The sequence below is a fragment of the Stenotrophomonas sp. 1L-E-5-B-C3 genome, assembly GCF_057292075.1.
This window is the reverse complement of the sequence record NZ_JBXAWS010000015.1, coordinates 25,899-43,842: the sequence shown is the minus strand read 5'-3', so window position 1 is coordinate 43,842 and position 17,944 is coordinate 25,899. Positions and strand designations below refer to the sequence as shown.

19 protein-coding genes are annotated in these 17,944 nt (G+C 67.0%); 12 read left to right on the top strand and 7 right to left on the bottom strand.

The genetic code is table 11. The features are described 5' to 3' along the window. Positions 1-61 precede the first annotated feature (61 nt). The gene (locus tag AC0Z6F_RS17330; protein WP_012510264.1) at positions 62-1,036 is read left to right on the top strand and encodes an Lnb N-terminal periplasmic domain-containing protein; all 975 of its coding nucleotides are present in this window, start codon (positions 62-64) and stop codon (positions 1,034-1,036) included. After that, positions 1,036-3,060, top strand: a complete 2,025-nt coding sequence (locus AC0Z6F_RS17325; RefSeq protein WP_012510265.1) for an esterase/lipase family protein — start codon at positions 1,036-1,038, stop codon at positions 3,058-3,060. The genes AC0Z6F_RS17330 and AC0Z6F_RS17325 overlap by 1 nt, the downstream gene beginning before the upstream one ends. A gap of 123 nt (positions 3,061-3,183) precedes the next feature. Here the strand turns inward: AC0Z6F_RS17325 and AC0Z6F_RS17320 are convergent, their stop codons facing one another. Next, the gene (locus AC0Z6F_RS17320) at positions 3,184-4,605 is read right to left on the bottom strand and encodes an MFS transporter (protein ID WP_065722577.1); all 1,422 of its coding nucleotides are present in this window, start codon (positions 4,603-4,605) and stop codon (positions 3,184-3,186) included. A 29-nt stretch (positions 4,606-4,634) separates the two neighbouring features. Here AC0Z6F_RS17320 and soxR point away from each other — a divergent pair, with 29 nt between their 5' ends. After that, positions 4,635-5,069: a redox-sensitive transcriptional activator SoxR gene (gene soxR / locus AC0Z6F_RS17315; protein WP_004147068.1), complete on the top strand. Its 435-nt coding sequence runs from the start codon at positions 4,635-4,637 to the stop codon at positions 5,067-5,069. A gap of 72 nt (positions 5,070-5,141) precedes the next feature. On the opposite strand, the gene AC0Z6F_RS17310 is transcribed toward soxR, so the two are convergent. Further along, positions 5,142-5,744, bottom strand: a complete 603-nt coding sequence (locus AC0Z6F_RS17310) for a short chain dehydrogenase (protein WP_012510267.1) — start codon at positions 5,742-5,744, stop codon at positions 5,142-5,144. Between the two features lie 100 nt (positions 5,745-5,844). Between AC0Z6F_RS17310 and AC0Z6F_RS17305 the strand changes: the two genes are divergently transcribed. Continuing rightward, entirely contained in the window at positions 5,845-6,720 is an 876-nt protein-coding gene (locus tag AC0Z6F_RS17305; RefSeq protein WP_065722575.1) for a LysR family transcriptional regulator, read from the top strand. A gap of 59 nt (positions 6,721-6,779) precedes the next feature. On the opposite strand, the gene proC is transcribed toward AC0Z6F_RS17305, so the two are convergent. Both proC and AC0Z6F_RS17295 read right to left on the bottom strand, forming a co-directional pair. Continuing rightward, positions 6,780-7,601: a pyrroline-5-carboxylate reductase gene (gene proC / locus AC0Z6F_RS17300; protein ID WP_485617973.1), complete on the bottom strand. Its 822-nt coding sequence runs from the start codon at positions 7,599-7,601 to the stop codon at positions 6,780-6,782. An 18-nt stretch (positions 7,602-7,619) separates the two neighbouring features. Then, complete coding sequence (locus AC0Z6F_RS17295; RefSeq protein WP_100434151.1) at positions 7,620-8,297, bottom strand: YggS family pyridoxal phosphate-dependent enzyme; 678 nt, start codon at positions 8,295-8,297, stop codon at positions 7,620-7,622. An 87-nt stretch (positions 8,298-8,384) separates the two neighbouring features. Here AC0Z6F_RS17295 and AC0Z6F_RS17290 point away from each other — a divergent pair, with 87 nt between their 5' ends. From AC0Z6F_RS17290 to AC0Z6F_RS17280, 3 genes are all read left to right on the top strand, one after another. Continuing rightward, entirely contained in the window at positions 8,385-9,422 is a 1,038-nt protein-coding gene (locus tag AC0Z6F_RS17290) for a type IV pilus twitching motility protein PilT (protein WP_004147099.1), read from the top strand. Between the two features lie 84 nt (positions 9,423-9,506). Continuing rightward, the gene (locus tag AC0Z6F_RS17285; RefSeq protein ID WP_005408369.1) at positions 9,507-10,649 is read left to right on the top strand and encodes a PilT/PilU family type 4a pilus ATPase; all 1,143 of its coding nucleotides are present in this window, start codon (positions 9,507-9,509) and stop codon (positions 10,647-10,649) included. Between the two features lie 152 nt (positions 10,650-10,801). Next, positions 10,802-11,785, top strand: coding sequence for an aldo/keto reductase (locus AC0Z6F_RS17280; protein ID WP_012510271.1), 984 nt, complete (start codon positions 10,802-10,804; stop codon positions 11,783-11,785). 55 nt (positions 11,786-11,840) lie between these two features. Here the strand turns inward: AC0Z6F_RS17280 and AC0Z6F_RS17275 are convergent, their stop codons facing one another. Then, positions 11,841-12,740, bottom strand: a complete 900-nt coding sequence (locus AC0Z6F_RS17275) for a LysR family transcriptional regulator (protein ID WP_012510272.1) — start codon at positions 12,738-12,740, stop codon at positions 11,841-11,843. A gap of 93 nt (positions 12,741-12,833) precedes the next feature. On the opposite strand from AC0Z6F_RS17275, the gene AC0Z6F_RS17270 reads away from it, so the two are divergent. The 3 genes from AC0Z6F_RS17270 (at position 12,834) to AC0Z6F_RS17260 (ending at position 14,390) form a co-directional block, all read left to right on the top strand. Then, positions 12,834-13,043, top strand: a complete 210-nt coding sequence (locus AC0Z6F_RS17270) for a DUF4287 domain-containing protein (protein ID WP_485617969.1) — start codon at positions 12,834-12,836, stop codon at positions 13,041-13,043. A gap of 96 nt (positions 13,044-13,139) precedes the next feature. After that, on the top strand, positions 13,140-13,589 hold the full coding sequence (locus AC0Z6F_RS17265; RefSeq protein WP_012510274.1) for a GNAT family N-acetyltransferase: 450 nt from the start codon (positions 13,140-13,142) through the stop codon (positions 13,587-13,589). A 93-nt stretch (positions 13,590-13,682) separates the two neighbouring features. Continuing rightward, positions 13,683-14,390, top strand: coding sequence for a YitT family protein (locus AC0Z6F_RS17260; RefSeq protein WP_012510275.1), 708 nt, complete (start codon positions 13,683-13,685; stop codon positions 14,388-14,390). 73 nt (positions 14,391-14,463) lie between these two features. Here AC0Z6F_RS17260 and AC0Z6F_RS17255 read toward each other — a convergent pair whose 3' ends face one another. Both AC0Z6F_RS17255 and AC0Z6F_RS17250 read right to left on the bottom strand, forming a co-directional pair. Beyond that, positions 14,464-15,006, bottom strand: a complete 543-nt coding sequence (locus AC0Z6F_RS17255; protein WP_012510276.1) for a DNA-3-methyladenine glycosylase I — start codon at positions 15,004-15,006, stop codon at positions 14,464-14,466. Next, the gene (locus tag AC0Z6F_RS17250) at positions 15,003-16,790 is read right to left on the bottom strand and encodes a DUF4153 domain-containing protein (RefSeq protein ID WP_012510277.1); all 1,788 of its coding nucleotides are present in this window, start codon (positions 16,788-16,790) and stop codon (positions 15,003-15,005) included. Before AC0Z6F_RS17250 ends, AC0Z6F_RS17255 begins: the two co-directional genes overlap by 4 nt. 91 nt (positions 16,791-16,881) lie before the next feature. On the opposite strand from AC0Z6F_RS17250, the gene AC0Z6F_RS17245 reads away from it, so the two are divergent. Together AC0Z6F_RS17245 and ruvX are read left to right on the top strand one after the other, a co-directional pair. After that, entirely contained in the window at positions 16,882-17,448 is a 567-nt protein-coding gene (locus AC0Z6F_RS17245) for a YqgE/AlgH family protein (RefSeq protein ID WP_004147177.1), read from the top strand. After that, a complete protein-coding gene (gene ruvX / locus AC0Z6F_RS17240; protein ID WP_012510278.1) occupies positions 17,441-17,935 on the top strand; it encodes a Holliday junction resolvase RuvX in 495 nt (164 codons plus the stop codon). Before AC0Z6F_RS17245 ends, ruvX begins: the two co-directional genes overlap by 8 nt. Positions 17,936-17,944 lie beyond the last annotated feature (9 nt).

Genomic DNA, 17,944 nt, shown 5'->3' with positions numbered 1-17,944 from the left:
GCTTCGAGACCGCGACAGGGTGCCAGTGAACGCCGCAGGACGTTGGATGACAGGAAGTGCCATGGCGCTGGCGGCGCTGTGGGTGAGCGGGCTGCTGGCCTACCAGCTGCCGGGACCGGGTTGGCTGGCCACCGGCGTCGCCGTGCTGTGGCTGCTGGTGGCGCTGTGGGCGTCGTGGCGGGTCGCGCGCGGGCGTGCCTCGCGCCGCCTGGGCACGGCCTTCGGTGTGGCGCTGGCGTTGGCCGGCCTGTGGTGGCTGCTGCTGACCCCGCGCCAGGACCGCGTATGGGCCGACGACGTGGCCCAGCGCCTGCATGTGGTGTCCTTCGACGGGCGCCATGTGGTGCTGGACAACGTGCGCGACTTCAGCTGGCGCAGCGAAACCGACTACGACGCGCACTGGGTGCGCCGCGAATACGACCTGGACCAGCTGCGCTCGGCCGACCTGGTGCTGTCGTACTGGATGGGCCCGGCGATCGCCCACACGCTGATCTCGTTCGGTTTCGAGGATGGTCGCCACGTGGTGTTCTCGCTGGAGATCCGCAAGGAGCGCGGTGAGTCGTTCTCCGCGCTGGGCGGCTTCTTCCGCAAGTTCGAGATGACCCTGGTGGCTTCGGAGGAGACCGACATCATCCGCACGCGTACCAACGCGCGGGGCGAGGATGTCTACCTGTACCGCCTGCACGGCATGGACCGCGCACAGCTGAAGGAACTGTTCGCCGCGTACATCGCGCAGGCGCGCGAGCTGGATGCGAAGCCGGGCTTCTACAACACGCTGACCAGCAACTGCACGACCATCGTCTTCGACCTGGCCCGCCACATCGCACCGCGCCTGCCGCTGGATTACCGCCTGCTGCTGTCCGGCTATCTCGCCGAGTACGCGCAGGAGGTCGGTGCGCTCACGCCGGGCGTGCCATACGCCGAGCTGCACGACAAGGGCCGCATCACCCAGCGCGCATTGGACCTGGGTGATGGCGCGCATTTCTCCACCGTGATCCGCCAGGGCGTGCCCGGCACCGAGCAGGACCCGCAGTAATGACCCAACTCTTTCTGACCCGCTGGCAGCGCCTGCTGCCGGTGTTGTTCGTCGCCTTCCTGCTGCTGGGCAGCAGCGGCTGCGCGATGGTCACCGTCAAGCAGGTCAAATCCAGTGATTCGCTGGTCAACAAGCGCGCGGATGTGCTCAACACCGGCAAGCTCAGCCCGGCCGCGCGTGAAACGCTCAGCGCAGCGGGCCTGGACGAATCGCAGTGCGAGAAGGACTTCCTGGTCTGCCGAAGCACGTTGCTGATGACCGACGACCTCAATGTCGAACAACGCCTGTCGGCGCTGTCCGAGCTGTGGGTGAAGGCGGCATTGGCGATGACGCCGAAGAAGACCGCTGCCGGTGATCCACCGATGAGCGATGCGGCGCTGGATGCGTGGCTGGAGGCCGCGCGCTATGCCTATGCCTACCTGTTCTACAGCGGCCGCTCGCCGTCCGACCGAGCCTTCGAGGACCGCCAGACGCAGGTGCGTGACTACTACAACTACGCGGCCGAAAAGGCGGCGGTGGTGTTGTTCGTGCGCGCGCGTGCCGCTGCACTGGCCGGTGAGGACTACACGAAGCCGATCACGGTTGGCAGCTGGTCGCTGGCGTCCAATTACCAGCAGCTGGGCCTGAAGAGCATTCCCGCGCAGCTGGTTCCGGCCGGCACCGTCAGCTTTGTCGGCCTGCGCAGCACCTATCGCCGCGATGGCTTCGGTGCCGAGCTGGTGATGGTGATGGATCCGCCGAAGCTGGTTGCGCCGGTGATCGCACCGGATGGCCCGAAGGCCGAAACGGCACCGGATGATGAAGACGACGAGCGTCGTGGCCGCCGCCATCGTCATGACGATTCGGTGCCCGAGTTCAGTGAGATGTCCTCGATCAACGTCACTGCGCTGCTGCGGTTCGAAGGCAGCAGCCTGGAAGACGTGATGCGCACGCGCCGGGTCGAGCTGGATGCCTATTCGCCGGAAGCGACCGAGCGCATCACCCTGCACGGTGAGCAGGTACCGCTGGCCGGCAACTTCACTGCCGCCTACGGCCTGTGGCTGGCGCAGAGTGGCTTCGCGCGGCAGTCGCTGCGCACCCTGTTCGGCATGAGCGAGGGCATCGGCGAGCCGCACATCTACCTGATGCAGCCGTGGGATCCGAACCGCCGGATCATCTTCATGCTGCACGGCCTGGCCAGCAGCCCGGAAGCGTGGGTGAACCTGGCCAACGAAATCATGGGTGATCCCGAGCTGCGCCAGCAGTTCCAGGTGTGGCAGGTCTACTACCCGACCAATGCGCCGATCGCGTTGAACCGTTACGAGATCGCCAACGCGTTCAACGACACGCTGAAGCATTTCGATCCCGACGGCAGTACGCGTGCATCGAAGGACATGGTCTACATCGGCCACAGCATGGGTGGCGTACTGGCGCGCCTGCTGGTCAGCGATTCGGGTGATGTACTGTGGAACGACCTGCTGGCCAACTACGACCTGAAGGGTGAACGGTTGAAGCGGGTGCAGAACAAGCTGGGGCCGCTGCTGCATTTCAAGGCACAGCCGAACGTGGAGCGTGCGATCTTCATCGCCGCACCGCACCAGGGCACCGACATCGCCGGCAACAAGGTCGGTCGCCTGATCGGCCGCCTGGTGCGGCTGCCGCTGACCATCCTCGGCAAGTTCGAGGATGTGTTCCTGGCACTGGCGCAGGCCGAGCAGCAGGTCGACGGTACCGCCAAGCCGAAGATTCCCAACAGCATCGACAACCTCAAGGCCAGCGACCCGTTCGTGAAGGCCGCCGCGCAGCTGCCGATCGAGACCGGCCTGAAGTACCACTCGATCATTGCCCAGCGCAAGCCGGAGCTGCCGGTGGAGAAGTCCGATGATGGGCTGGTGCCGTACTGGAGCGCACACCTGCCGGGCGCGCTGTCGGAGAAGGTGATCATCTCCGGCCACAGCGTGCAGGAAACCCCGCAGGCGGTGCTGGAGGTGCGGCGTATCCTGCATCGCGACGTCGATGATGTGGGGACCGGCGCGAAACCCTGACCGCTGCGCTCGCCGGGCATGGCCCGGCGCTACCGCGGTGCGCCTTTCCGGGGGGCGCTGCGTTGACGTGATCCGCCTCTTCGGTAGCGCCGGGCCATGCCCGGCGGAATCCGTCCTGCGGCGCTACACCCGCCGCGCGATCACCGTGGCCAGCATGGCCAGACCGAAGGTAATCGCCAGGCACAGGAAGTAGCCGGTGTGTGGCGCGCTGTCCACGAACAGCGCGAACAGTGCACCGGAAACCGCCAGTGCGGTGGTCACCGACAGCGCCTCGCTCAGCTGCAGCGCCGAGGTGTTGGCGCCCTGCTCATGCGGCGCCGACAGCGACAGGGTCAGCACCGACAGGCTGGCGTAGATCATGCCCATGCCGAAGCCGGTCACCGCCCAGCCGACCAGTGCGACCGGCAGCGGAACCGCATTGAACAGCACCGCCAGCGTGGCGGCGATACCGATCGTCATCAGCGGCGTGCCCACGCGGAGCAGCTGCTGGCGCGACCATCCGCGCTGTTGATGGCCTTGCAGCCAGGAGCCCGCGAACCAGCCCAGCGCACCGAGGCTGAGTACGGCGCCGGCCCAGCTGGGTGAGAGTCCGCGCTCGCGCTGCAACAGCAGGGGCAGGTAGGCCTCGCAAGCAAAGAATGCTGCTGCAGCGATGCCGCGCAGGGCGATCACGCTGGGCAGCCCGCGGCGCAGCAGCAACGTGCCAGCTGGCAACAGGCGGTGCACGCAGAACAGCAGCGCCAGCAACGCCACGCCGATGCAGAGCAGGGCCGGCACGCCGCGTTGCTGGCCACCGAAGTACAGCAGTAGGGCCGCCAACGAGGCACCGCTGGCCCAGCGCACCACGTTGCCGCGTCCTTCGTCGCTGCTGGCAGCATCAGTGGGCTGCATGCGTGCCAGTGCCGGGCGCAGCAGCAGCGCGGCCGGGACCGCCAGCAGCGGCACCGCCAGGAACACCCAACGCCAACCGAGGTGCTGCACGATCAGGCCGCTCAGTGCCGGGCCGATCATCGACGGCACCACCCAGCCTGCGGAGAACGCGGCAAATACCTTTGGCCGCAGGTGCTCGGGGTAGCTGCGCCCGACCATCACGTACAGCGAGACTGAGATCGCACCGGCACCCAGGCCCTGCAGCAGGCGGCCTGCCACCAGCATGCCCATACGCATGGCGAAGCCGGCCAGCAGCAGGCCCAGCACGAAGCAGGCCAGCCCATACCACAGCGGACGCGCCGGCCCCTGGCGGTCGGCCCAGCGCCCGGCCAGGGTCATGCCGATCACGCTGGTGGCCAGCGTGCCGCCGAACGCCAGTGCATACAGGCGCAGGCCATCCAGCGCCTCGGCCACGGTCGGCATCGCCGCTGCCACCGCCAAGGCCTCGAAGGCGTGCAGGGCGACCAGCGCGACCATGCCGATGGTGGTGGCGCGGTAGCGTGCGGACAGGATCGAAGTGTCGGCCGACATGCTGGCGTCGACGGAAGAGGCAGTGGGGGTCATACGGGTCAGGTGCGGGCCGCGCTTGTCAACTGGCGGCGAAGATAGCAGCATGACACCTCAACTGCAGTTGAGGTCAAGTAATGGTGTCCCAGGATCTGAGCGTTGGCGAAGTATCCCAGCGCAGTGGCGTGGCCATTTCCGCGCTGCATTTCTACGAGCGCAAGGGGCTGATCAGCAGCCTGCGCACCTCGGGCAACCAGCGCCGCTACAGCCGTGACGTGCTGCGCCGACTGGCCGTGATCCGCGTGGCACAGCGGGTGGGCATGCCGCTGGAAGCCGTTGGCCGCGCTTTTGAAAGCCTGCCCGAGGGGCGCGCACCGACCAAGGCCGACTGGGCCAAGCTGTCCGCACGCTGGCGCACCGAACTGGAGGAGCGCATCCACATGCTGCAGCTGCTGCGCGACGAACTGACCGGCTGCATCGGCTGTGGCTGCCTGTCGCTGCAGCACTGCCGCCTGGCCAACCCGGGGGACGTCCTCGGCGAACGCGGCGACGGCCCCATGCGCTGGGAGTGACCGACAAAAAGGGGACGGAGGGGATTAAGTCGCAAGTGCACAAACGACTTAATCCCCTCCGTCCCCTTTTTCTTACCAGACCGTGATCGTCTCGCCGCTCTGGATGCCTTCCACCGCGCGCTGGAAGGCCAGTGCCGCGCGCTGTGCGCTCACCGCTTCAAAGCCGGGGAAGTAGGGCCCGTAGGCGGCCATCGATTCGATCAGCACGTTGGGGCTGACCACGTTGATGCGCAGGCCACGCGGCAGCAGTTCCAGCGCAGCGGCACGCACGAAGCCTTCCAGCGCGGCATTCACCGAGGTGGCGTTGACGCCATCGCGGATCGGCTGCGCGCTGACGATGCCACTGGTCAACGTGATTGAACCTCCGGCAGTGAGGTGGTGCTGCGCGACCAGCGCCAGCCGTACCTGGCCGAGCAGCTTGTCCTGCAGGCCCATGTTGAACTGCGCCGGGGTCATTGCCTGCAGCGGGCCGAAGTGCAGCTTGCCGGCGGTGGAGATCACCGCATCGACCGGGCCGGTACGCGCGAACAGTTCGGCGACGCTGGCATCGTCGGTGAGGTCCACGCGCAGTTCGCCGCTGGTGCGGCCGGCGGCGAGGATCTGGTGCTGCTGGCCAAGCTGGCGTGCGACCGCCTGGCCGAGGGTGCCGCTGGCACCCACAAGGAGAATCTTCATGGCGGTTCCTTGCGAGAGGGGGAATGAGCGCAGTCTGCGCCGTCACAGCCAGGTTCGGTAAGGTGCGTATGCTTAGTGGATTCCTAACTAAGGGTTAGCAATGGATACGCTTCGCTGCATGCAGGCCTTTGTCGCCGTGGCCGAGCGCGGCAGCTTCACCGGTGCCGCCGAGCAGCTGCAGGTCTCGGCGGTGATGGTGGGCAAGTACATCCAGCAGCTGGAGGCGCACCTGGGTACGGCGCTGCTGCAGCGGAACACCCGGCGCCAGCGCCTGACCGAAGCCGGCAGCGCCTACCTGGCCGGTTGTCGGCAGGTGCTGGAGCAGGTGCAGCAGGCCGAGGCCGATGTCGCCGGCCTGCAGGTGCAGCCACGGGGCCTGCTGCGGGTCAGCGCGCCGACCACCTGGGGCAGCTGCGTGCTGGCGCCGGTACTGTCCGGGCTGCTGCGTGAGCAGCCGTTGCTGAACATCGAACTGGACCTGAGCAACCGCCGCGTGGACCTGATCGAGGATGGCTTCGACGTGGCAATCCGCGTTGGGCCGCTGCCGTCACAGGAAGTGGTGGCGCGGCCGTTGCCACCGTACGCGATGAGCCTGTGCGCGGCACCGTCCTATCTGCGCCGGCGTGGCACGCCGCGCACCCCTGAGGATCTGGCCGGGCATGACTGCCTGAGCCATCTGGCCTGGCGCGGTGGCCATGGCTGGCAGCTGGCCAACGGTGAACAGGTGGATTGGGAGGCGCGGCTGACCTGCAATGATGGTGTTGCACTGCGCGAGGCCGCCGTGGCCGGCGCAGGGCTGGTGCTGCAACCGACCGCACTGCTGGCCGGCGAGATTGCGGCAGGGCGGTTGAAGCCCCTGCTGCGCGACTACCTGCCCGAACCACGACCGATGCACCTGATCTACCTGCCGGATCGACGGCCGCGTCCGCGCCTGCAGTGCTTCGTCGATTTCGTCATGGCCACATTGGGGCAGTGAGCATCCACGCCATGCGTGGATGATGGTAGGTGCCGACCGTTGGTCGGCACACATCGGGATCAATCATTCGCCGCAGACAGTTCCTGCCCACGCACCTGCGCGGCGCGCAGCGCCGTATCCACCAGCGCCTCGAAACCACCGGCCTGGAAGCTCTCGATCGCGGCTTGGGTGGTGCCGTTCGGCGAGGTCACGCGGCGACGCAGTTCGGCCGGGCTTTCGCCGGCTTCATCGAGCATGCGCGAGGCACCCAGCAGGGTCTGCACCACCAGCGTGCGCGCCGCTTCTGCAGGCAGACCCTGTGCGATACCCGCCGCTTCCATCGCTTCGGCCAGCAGGAACACATAGGCCGGCCCACTGCCGGAGACCGCGGTGACCGAATCCATCAGCGACTCGCTGTCGATCCACACCGTGCGCCCGGCACTGGCCAGCACCTGTTCGGCGCGTGCGTGCTGCTGCGCGTCCACCGACGCGGTGGCGTACAGGCCGGTCACGCCGGCGCCGAGCAGGGCCGGCGTGTTCGGCATCGCGCGCACCACCGGCAGGTTCCCGCCCAGCCAGCGTTCAAGCTGCGTGCTGGTGATGCCGGCGGCAATCGACACCACCAGCGGTCGGTTCGCCTGTGCCAGCGCCCGCAGCGACTGGCATACATCGCGCAGTACCTGCGGCTTCACCGCCAGCAGCCAGGTATTGCCCTGTGCGGCGGCATCAGCGGCGTTGTCGTGCACCTGCACGCCGAAGTCGACAGCCAGTGACTCGCGCAATGCGGCCACTGGTTCGGCCACGTGGATGTGCGCGGCAGGCACGCCCTGGCGGATCAAGCCGGCGATCAGGCTGCGGGCCATGTTGCCGCCGCCGATGAAGGTGATGGAATCAACTGCCATGGAAGGCTCCTTGGAATATCAGGCCGGGCGCGGGCGCGCGCCGAACAGAGCGGTGCCGATACGCACCAGGGTGGCGCCCTCGGCGATGGCCTCGGCGTAGTCGCTGCTCATGCCCATCGACAGCGTGTCGATCTGCGCGTGCTGGGCAACCAACGACTGGAAAAGTGTGCGCATGCGCACGAATGCATCCCGGCGGCGCTCGGCCTCGGGCCACGGTGCGGGAATCGCCATCAGACCGCGCAGGCGCAGGCTGGGTTCGGCGGCAATGGCGGCAGCCAGCGCATCCACATCCTCTGGTGCACAGCCGTGCTTGCTGGATTCGTCGTCGATGTTGACCTGGATCAGCACGTTCAGCGGGCCGCGTGCGACGGGGCGATGGCGTGCCAGCGCGGTCACCAGCTTGGGCCGGTCCACGCTCTGCACCCAGTCGAAGTGGCTGGCCACGGCCTCGGCCTTGTTCGACTGCAAGTGGCCGATCAGGTGCCATTCCAGGTCCAGGTGCTGCAGCGCCTGCATCTTGGCCAGTGCTTCCTGCACGTAGTTCTCGCCGAAGGCGTGCTGGCCCTGTGCGGCCAGCGCGGCCACGGCCTCGGCCGGCTGGGTCTTGGACACCGCCAGCAGGCGTGGATCGGGCCTGCCAGCGGCCTCGGCGGCGGCGTGCAGGTTGCTCAGGATCTGGGGCAGGGGAGTGGCCACGTAACGCGTTCCGTTGAATCAGGAGGCTATACTGCCGCCCGGGGAAAGATCCTTCCAGTCGAAGCCGTTATTGGGGAGTAGCCGCTCATGGATATCGCCGAGCTGTTGGCGTTTTCCGTAAAGAACAAAGCGTCCGACCTGCACCTGTCCGCAGGCCTGCCGCCGATGATCCGCGTGGACGGCGACGTGCGCCGGATCAACATCCCAGCCCTGGACCACAAACAGGTCCACGCGCTGGTGTACGACATCATGTCCGACAAGCAGCGCCGCGATTACGAGGAATTCCTCGAAGTGGACTTCTCCTTCGAGATCCCGTCGCTGGCGCGCTTCCGTGTCAATGCGTTCAACCAGAACCGCGGCGCCGGTGCGGTGTTCCGTACCATTCCGTCCGAGGTGCTCACCCTCGAGGACCTGGCCTGCCCGCCGCTGTTCCGCGAAGTGATCCAGCAGCCGCAGGGCCTGATCCTGGTCACCGGCCCGACCGGTTCGGGCAAGTCGACCACGCTGGCGGCGATGATCGACTACATCAACAAGAACGAGTACGGCCACATCCTCACCGTCGAGGATCCGATCGAATTCGTGCACACCTCGCAGAAGTGCCTGATCAACCAGCGCGAAGTGCACCGTGATACGCATGGCTTCAACGAAGCGCTGCGCTCGGCACTGCGTGAGGATCCGGACATCATCCTGGTCGGCGAACTGCGTGACCTGGAAACCATCCGCCTGGCGCTGACCGCGGCGGAAACCGGCCACCTTGTGTTCGGGACCCTGCACACCAGTTCGGCCGCCAAGACCATCGACCGCATCATTGACGTGTTCCCGGCCGGCGAAAAGCCGATGGTGCGCTCGATGCTGTCCGAGTCGCTGCGTGCAGTGATCTCGCAGGCGCTGCTGAAGAAGGTCGGCGGCGGTCGTACCGCTGCGTGGGAAATCATGGTCGGCACCCCGGCCATCCGCAACCTGATCCGGGAGGACAAGGTCGCGCAGATGTATTCGGCCATCCAGACCGGCCAGCAGTACGGCATGATGACCCTGGACCAGCACTTGCAGGACCTGGTCAAGCGCAGCCTGATCACCCGCAACCAGGCCCGCGAGTACGCCAAGGACAAGCGTCTGTTCGAGTAAGGCGAGGCAATGGCGGGGCAGCGCGCAGCAAGGCGCGGCCGTCCCCGCGATGTCCCCTCCACCGACCGATTCCTGGAGCCTTTCGTGAACACCACCGCCACCACCATCGATTTCACATCGTTCCTCAAGCTGATGGCGCACCAGCGCGCCTCGGACCTGTTCATCACTGCAGGCATGCCGCCGGCGATGAAGGTCAACGGCAAGATCTCGCCGATCACGCAGACACCACTGACCCCGCAGCAGAGCCGCGACCTGGTGCTGAACGTGATGACCCCGGCGCAGCGCGAAGAGTTCGAAAAGACCCACGAGTGCAACTTCGCCATCGGCCTGTCCGGTGTCGGCCGCTTCCGTGTCAGCTGCTTCTACCAGCGCAACCAGGTGGGCATGGTGCTGCGTCGTATCGAGACGCGCATTCCCACCGTGGAAGAGCTGAGCCTGCCGCCGATCATCAAGACGCTGGCGATGACCAAGCGCGGCATCATCCTGTTCGTCGGCGCCACCGGTACCGGTAAATCGACCTCGCTGGCAGCGATGATCGGCTACCGCAACCAGAACTCGACCGGCCACATCATAACCATCGAAGACCCGATCGAATTCGTGCACAAGCATGAAGGCTGCATCATCACCCAGCGCGAAGTCGGCATCGATACCGACAGCTGGGAAGCCGCGCTGAAGAACACCCTGCGCCAGGCGCCCGATGTGATCATGATCGGCGAAGTGCGTACCCGCGAAGGCATGGACCACGCCATCGCGTTCGCCGAAACCGGCCACCTGGTGCTGTGCACCCTGCATGCCAATAACGCCAACCAGGCGATGGATCGCATCGTCAACTTCTTCCCGGAAGATCGTCGCAACCAGTTGCTGATGGATCTGTCGCTGAACCTGAAGGGCGTGGTTGCGCAGCAGCTGGTGCCGTCGCCCGATGGCCGCTCGCGCAAGGTGGCGATGGAGATCCTGCTGGGCACGCCGCTGGTGCAGGACTACATCCGCGATGGCGAGATCCACAAGCTGAAGGAAGTGATGAAGGATTCGGTCCAGCTGGGCATGAAGACCTTCGACCAGAGCCTGTTCGAGCTGTACCAGGCCGGCGAGATCAGCTACGAGGACGCACTGCGCTACGCCGATTCGCAGAACGAAGTGCGCCTGCGCATCAAGCTCAGCCAGGGCGGCGACGCGCGCACCCTGTCGCAGGGGCTGGATGGCGTGGAGATCTCCGAGATCCGGTGATCTGCGTGTTCCGTAGAGTCGAGCAAGCTCGACTCTACGGGCGGGCGGCTCCGCGCATTGATGAATTCCAGTCATGACCAACTGCAATGCTGCCCATTCAATCCGTGGGCTCTGCAGGCGTATCGTCAGCGCTCCCCCTCTGGAGCACGACGATGCAGACACGTGAACTCGGCCGCAGTGGCCTGAAGGTTTCCGCCCTCGGCCTGGGCTGCATGGGCCTGAGCCATGGCTACGGCCAACCGGTGGAGCGGGGCCAGGGCATCGCCCTGCTGCGGGCCGCCGTCGAGCGTGGCGTGACCTTCTTCGACACCGCCGAAGTGTACGGCCCGTACACCAACGAAGACCTGCTCGGCGAGGCGTTGGCGCCGTACCGCGACAGGCTGGTGATCGCCACCAAGTTCGGCTTCAAGGATGCGCGCGTCGATACCGGGCTGGACAGCCGCCCCGAGAACATCCGCGCGGTGGCCGAGGCCAGCCTCAAGCGCCTGCGCACCGACCATATCGACCTGTTCTACCAGCACCGCGTCGACCCCAACGTGCCGATCGAGGATGTCGCTGGCACCGTTCGCGACCTGATCGCCGAGGGCAAGGTCGGCCACTTCGGCCTGTCCGAGGCCAGCGCCGCGACCGTTCGCCGTGCGCATGCGGTGCAGCCAGTGGCCGCCGTGCAGAGCGAGTACTCGCTGTGGTGGCGTGAGCCGGAGCGCGAGCTGCTGCCCACGTTGCAGGAACTGGGCATCGGCTTCGTACCGTTCAGCCCGCTTGGCCGTGGTTTCCTGACCGGCGCGATCAACGCCGACACCACCTTCGACGCCAACGACTTCCGCAACACCGTGCCGCGTTTTGAAGTGGAGGCGCGTCGAGCCAATCAGGCGCTGGTTGACCGCATCAGCACGATCGCCGCGGCCCGTGGCGCCACCCCGGCGCAGGTGGCGCTGGCCTGGCTGCTGGCGCAGGCGCCGTGGATCGTGCCGATTCCGGGCACCACCAAGATCCATCGCCTGGAAGAAAACCTGGGCGCGGCCGACCTGCAGCTGGCGCCGGAGGAACTGCAACGCATCGCGCAGACGTTGGAGGAAATCTCCATCGTCGGCGAGCGCTACAACGCGCAGCGCGCCGCGCAGGCGAAGGGTTGATCACCAGGTGGGTTCGGACCGTTGGTGGTGGGTGCGGACCGTTGGTCCGCACTCCTCAACTCCCCATCGGCCCACGCAGTGCATCAAGCACCGTCCGCATCGCCACGGTGACGTGGCGGCGCGACGGGTAATACGCGTAGTAGCCATCGAAGTGCGGGCACCAGTCGTCCAGCACCGACTGCAGGCGGCCATCGTCCAGCATCGGCTGCACCTGGTCTTCCGGCAACCAGGCGAGGCCGCTGCCGGCCAATGCGGCAGCACGGGTCATGCCCATGCTGTTGAAGATCCACTGGCCGCTCACGCGTACGCTCAGCTCGTTGCCGTCCTGGCCGAAATCCCACGGCATCAGCCCGCCATGCGTGGGCAGGCGCAGGGTGACGCAGTTGTGGTTGGCCAGGTCGTGCGGATGCCGCGGCACCACGTACTGGTGGAAGTAGCTGGGTGCACCGACCACGCGCATGCGCAGCGGCGGGCTGACCGGTACCGCGATCATGTCGCGCGCCAACCGTTCGCCGAGGCGGATGCCGATGTCGTAGCGCTCGGCGACGATATCGGCCAGGCCGTAGTCGGTGGTCAGTTCCACCTTCAGGTCCGGATACTGCTGCAGCAATGGTGCCAGCCGCGGCCAGGCGATGTACTCGGCGGCATGGCCGGTCGCATTGATGCGGATGGTGCCGGCCGGTCGCTCGCGGTACTCGGCCAGTGCGGCCAGTTCGTCCTCGATCTCGGCCAGGCGCGGGGCGAGGGTATCGAGCAGGCGGGCGCCAGCCTCGGTGGTGGACACGCTGCGGGTGGTGCGGGTCAGCAGGCGCACGCCGAGTCGCTCTTCCAGCCCGCGCATGGCATGGCTGAGTGCGGACTGTGAAACGCCCAGCTGGGCGGCGGCCCTGGTGAAGCTGCCTTCGCGGGCAACGTGGACGAAGGCCTGCAGGTCGTTGAGATTTTCACGGGGCATGACGGGATGATACGGCTCCCGGATTGAACGGATCTGTCGATTTCCGGCTCCCCGGTTCGTCGTACCGGTACATCCATCGCAAGGAGCTTCCGCATGAGCACTGAAAAGCCCAAGGGCCCGGCCTCGTACTTTCCCTCCATCGAGAAGACCTACGGTCAGCCGGTGACGCACTGGTTCGGGCTGCTGGCGAAGCAGCCTGGGCTGAAACACATGGAACTGGTGAGCTTCCTTAAAAGCGAGCATGGGCTGGGCCATGGCCGCGCCAACGCGCTGGTGGCGCACCATCTGGCCGGGAAGGGATGAGGCAGGCAACGCTGCGCTGAACGGTCGTGTGGGGTCAGGCCACACGGCATCCAGAGTCAGGCAGACTGGGCGCTCATCCCGAGGCAGGACGCCCATATGCAGGTCACGCTGGACGCGATCACCGTCGACAACTACGAAGCCGTGTGCGACCTCGACGTCAGTGAGGCGCAGCAGGATTTCGTCGCCGGCAACACCTGGTCGCTGGTGCAGGCCGCATTCCATCCCGGCTACCAGACCCGTGCCATCCAGGCCGATGGCGAGCTGGTTGGATTCTTCATGTGGGTGCCGGAGACGCCGCAGCGCATCTCGATCTGGCGCTTCATGGTCGATCAGCGCTGGCAGGGGCGCGGCATCGGGCGGCGCGCGCTGGAACTGGCGCTGGCGCAGATCCGGGATACGCCCGGTCTGGCCGAGATCGAGATCTGCTACAACCCGCACAATCCGGTGGCGGGCGCCTTCTATGGCAGCTTCGGTTTCGTCGAGACCGGCATGGACGACGATGGCGAGGACATGCTGGCCGTGCTGCCGGTGACACCTCCGAAATAACCTGAATGGGCGAGCGCAGCTGAACGATTTCATCTGCAACTGTCATGCGGATCGTGTCTAATAGCGCTCCCCACCTGCTGTTCCCCCACCCGTATGTCCCTTCCCGCCCATGGCTCCGCGCCGTGCGACGACGCTGACGGCCACCTGGTCACCGCTGGTCCGCTGACCCCACCGCCCGACAGCGCCGGCACCACCGCCGACGAAAAAGCGCTGCGCCACTCGATTGCCGAGGACGTGCAGGGCATGGTGCTTGCCACGATGGTGGCCTCGCTTGGCTTGGCCATCTTCGCCAAGGGTGGGCTGATGATCGGCGGCATGGCCGGCATGGCCTTCCTGCTGCACTACTCGATGGGCTGGAACTTCGGCTTGGTGTTCGTGCTGGTCAACCTGCCGTTCTACTGGGTGGCACTGCGGCGCATGGGCTGGGAATTCACCCTGAAGACCTTTGCTGCGGTCACCGCCTGTGGCGTGCTGACCGACCTGCTGCCGCGCTGGATCGATTTCTCGCACATCAACCCGCTGTATTCGGCGATTGTTGGTGGCGCGTTGTCCGGCCTGGGCATCCTGTTCTTCATCCGCCACCGCGCCAGTCTCGGCGGCATCGGCATTCTCGCCGTGTACCTGCAGCGCACCCGTGGCTGGAGCGCCGGCAAGGTGCAGATGTCCTACGACGCCTGCCTGATGGTGGCCGCGTTCTTCGTGCTGTCACCGTCGAAGGTGTTGTACTCGGCCATCGGCGCGGTGGTGCTCAGCCTGGTGCTGATGTTCAACCACCGCCCGGGCCGTTACATGGGCGTGTGACGATTCGACGGTAGTGCCGGCCGCTGGCCGGCAACACCTGCAGCATTCCGAGGCTGCCGGCCAGCGGCCGGCACTACCGGGAGGCCTGCAACCACGGCGGCGACAGCTTCAGCAGCCGCGCATGCACCGGGCAGTCCTCGGCGTGCGCACCGGGCAGGTAGCCCAGGCTCATCAGGAACTCGCCGGTGATCTCGCCGCCGGTGAAGCGGAACGTCTTCTTGAACAGCTTCACCCAGTCGGCCTTGCTGCGCGGATGGTGCGCGTCCAGCCACGCCGCGAAGCTGCCGTGGCTGGCCCGCAGCTGCTGGATCACCTGTGCGTTGTGGATCGCCGCCAGCACCTTCAGCCGGTTGCGGATGATGCCCGCGTCCGACAGCAGCCGTTCGATGTCCTGCTCGGCGTAGGCTGCAACCCGATCCACATCGAAGCCGTCATAGGCCGCGCGGAAGCCCTCGCGCTTCTTCAGGATGGTCTCCCAGCTCAGCCCGGCCTGGTTGATCTCCAGCACCAGCCGCTCGAACAGCTCGCGCTCGTCACGCTGCGGGAAGCCGTATTCGTTGGCGTGGTAGTAGTCGTGCACCGGATGGCCCGGGGCGATGAGGCAGTAACCGCTCATGGAGAAGACTCGTTGGATTCGGGTTCGGGATCGATGGCCACCGCGGGGTGCCCGCCGATGGACAGCATCGGCCAGCGCGGTGGCACAAGCGTGAGTTTGCCGTCACGCAGGGCCTGGTTGATCGCCTCGGCCTGGCCGCTGGCGGCACCGAACAGCGAACCGGCCCGATGCCAGCGCGTGTCCTTGCCGCGCGCGTACAGCACGCAGTCCGGCCCACGGATGTTGTACAGCTCGCACAGCAGCACCTCGGCGCTGCCGTCGCCATCCAGGTCACGATGCACGATCAGGCAGTCGCGCTCGCTCTGGGCGCAGGATTCGCCGTTGATCGCGCGGGTGGCCAGTGCCTGCCACCAATCGTCCGGTGGCGAGCTGGATCCCTTGGCCAGCTTCAGCGCGCGCTGCAGGGCGGCGATATCCTGCGGGCCCTTGTCCAGGCGGGTGCCGCCGTCCCAGCGTGAGGTGCGTGCCAGCGCATCGGCGATCACCTGTGGCGCGTTGGCATCGGCGGTGATGGCCGGATCGTCCTGCAGTTCGCGCAACGCCTGCACGCCACGGTGGCCGAGGTCGAAGCGCAGCACGTTGACGTCGCTGCTGGTGATCGCCGGCGGGTCCGCACGCAGCCGCGCCAGCTGGCTGGACAGGGTCAGCCGCACCGGGTCCAGCAGCGGCGAGTTGCCCAGCAATGCCAGTGCCAGCACCGCCCAGCACATCCAGCGGTTGACCGGCTCCAGCGTCTGCAGCCAGCGGCCCCGCCGGCGCACTACCGCCAACGCGTAGCCCAGCGCATAGCCGGCCACGGCCAGCGCGATCAGCACCGCCCAGAAGCGGTCCAGGGTCCAGCCGTACTGCACCACGCGCAGGCCCAGTGCATACAGCGCCAGCACCGCATAGACCGGCAGCGCCAGCAGGCTGGCCTCGACCAGCCGGCGCAGCAGCAGGGGGTAGGGCGCGGTGTCGTCGCCCTGCTGGTAGACCGCATTGGTGAACGACACCAGCAGCAGCGACAGCACCAGCAGCAGGCTCGCGGCAGAACGGGTCTTCCACAGCGGTTCCAGCCCGGTCAGCGGCAGGCTCAGCACGAACAGCACGGCGATGAACGAGAGCAGCGGCAGCAGCCCGCGGCAGATCGCGAACAGCACCTGGCGGGTGATCTGGATCGCGCGGTGCTGGGTGCGCCCGATCAGCACACCAAACCCGGCCAGGCTGCCGGTGGCCAGCGCGATGAACGCGTCCTGCCGGAACAGATCGCGGAAGAAGGTCACGTCCAGCAGCTGGAACAGGGCCGCCCACAGCCACAGCAGCAGCCAGGTCAGCCCGGTGAACAGCGCCGCCAGGGCCAGGGTCAGGCCGTTCTGCCAGGCACGCTCGAACAGCTCCGGATAGCTGGCGCGCCAATGCCCATGCTGCAGCTGGAACTGCCACCAGGGCAGGGCCACGAACACTGCCACGGCCATGCCCAGGGTCAGCGGGAACTGCAGTGCGCCCGATTCCAGTGCGGTTTCGCCGTTGAGGTTCCAGCCGATCCAGGCGGCCAGCGCCAGCACCACCGCCGAGCCGAGCATGGCCTGCAGCCACAGGCGGCGCTGGCCCAGATCGACCAGGCTCAGCGCCACCGCGCTGGGAATAGCCAGCACCCAGGCGTACCAGCAGTAGCGCCAGCCGATATCGCGGAACGGCCACGCATCAGACAGCTCCTGCGCGGCATACAGCATCAGGCCCTGCAGCAGCGCGATCAGGACGATGGCGCTGCGTGCGGGCAGGGTCAGGGGCGATGAAGACTGCATCGACGACCTTCCATGGCAAAGCACCATCCTAGCCGATCGCCGCGCGCGTCCATCGCGCGACCATCCCGCCCCCAGCAGGTAGAATGGGGGCATGCCTGTAACGCCGACCTCCCTCGCCGATCACCTGCTCGTTGCGCTGCCGTCGCTGCTCGACGCGACCTTCGCCCGCAGCGTCGCGCTGATCTGCCAGCACGACGAGAACGGTGCGATGGGTGTGCTGGTCAACCAACCTTCCGAATACACGCTGGGCGAAGTGCTGGCACAGATGGACATCACCACCGGTGATGGCGACCTGCAGGCGCGCATGGTGCTCAATGGCGGCCCGGTGCATCCCGAACGCGGCTTCGTCATCCATGACGACGCGCGCGCATGGGATTCCAGCCTGATCGTGGGTGAAGGCCTGTACCTGACCACCTCGCGCGACATCCTCGAAGCGATGGCGCGCGGCGAAGGCCCGGCCAATGCCGTGGTCACGCTGGGCTGTGCGGGCTGGGGCGCAGGGCAGCTGGAAAGCGAGCTGTCCGAGAACAGCTGGCTGACCGTGCCAGCCGATGCCGAGCTGGTGTTCCAGCTGCCGCTGGAGCAGCGCTGGCAGGGCGCGGCCTCGCGCATCGGCGTGGACCTGTTCCGGCTGACCGATTACAGCGGCCATGTCTGAGCCGACCGCGCCCGCACCGGTGTCTGCTGCCCCGGTCATCCGCCGTGACGGCACCGTTCTGGGTTTCGATGTCGGCTCGCGGCGTATCGGCGTGGCCATCGGCAGTGCCTTCGCTGCGCATGCGCGCGCGGTGGCCGTGGTCGACGTGCACGGCAACGGCCCGGACTGGACCGCGATCGAACGCCTGATCAAGGAATGGAAGCCCGATGGCCTGGTGGTCGGTGACCCGCTGACCCTGGACGGCCAGGACCAGCCCAACCGCAAGCGCGCGCAGGGCTTTGCCCGCCAGCTGCGGGAACGTTTCAAGCTGCCGGTGGTGATGATCGACGAGCGTTCCAGCTCGGTCGAGGCCGCCCGCCGCTTCGCTGTCGAGCGCGCCGAAGGGCGCAAGCGCCGCCGCGATGCGGCCGCCCTCGATGCCGTGGCCGCGGCGGTGATCATCGACCGCTGGCTGTCGTCCCCCGACGATGCCATCCCCATTCCCTGACTGCCCGAC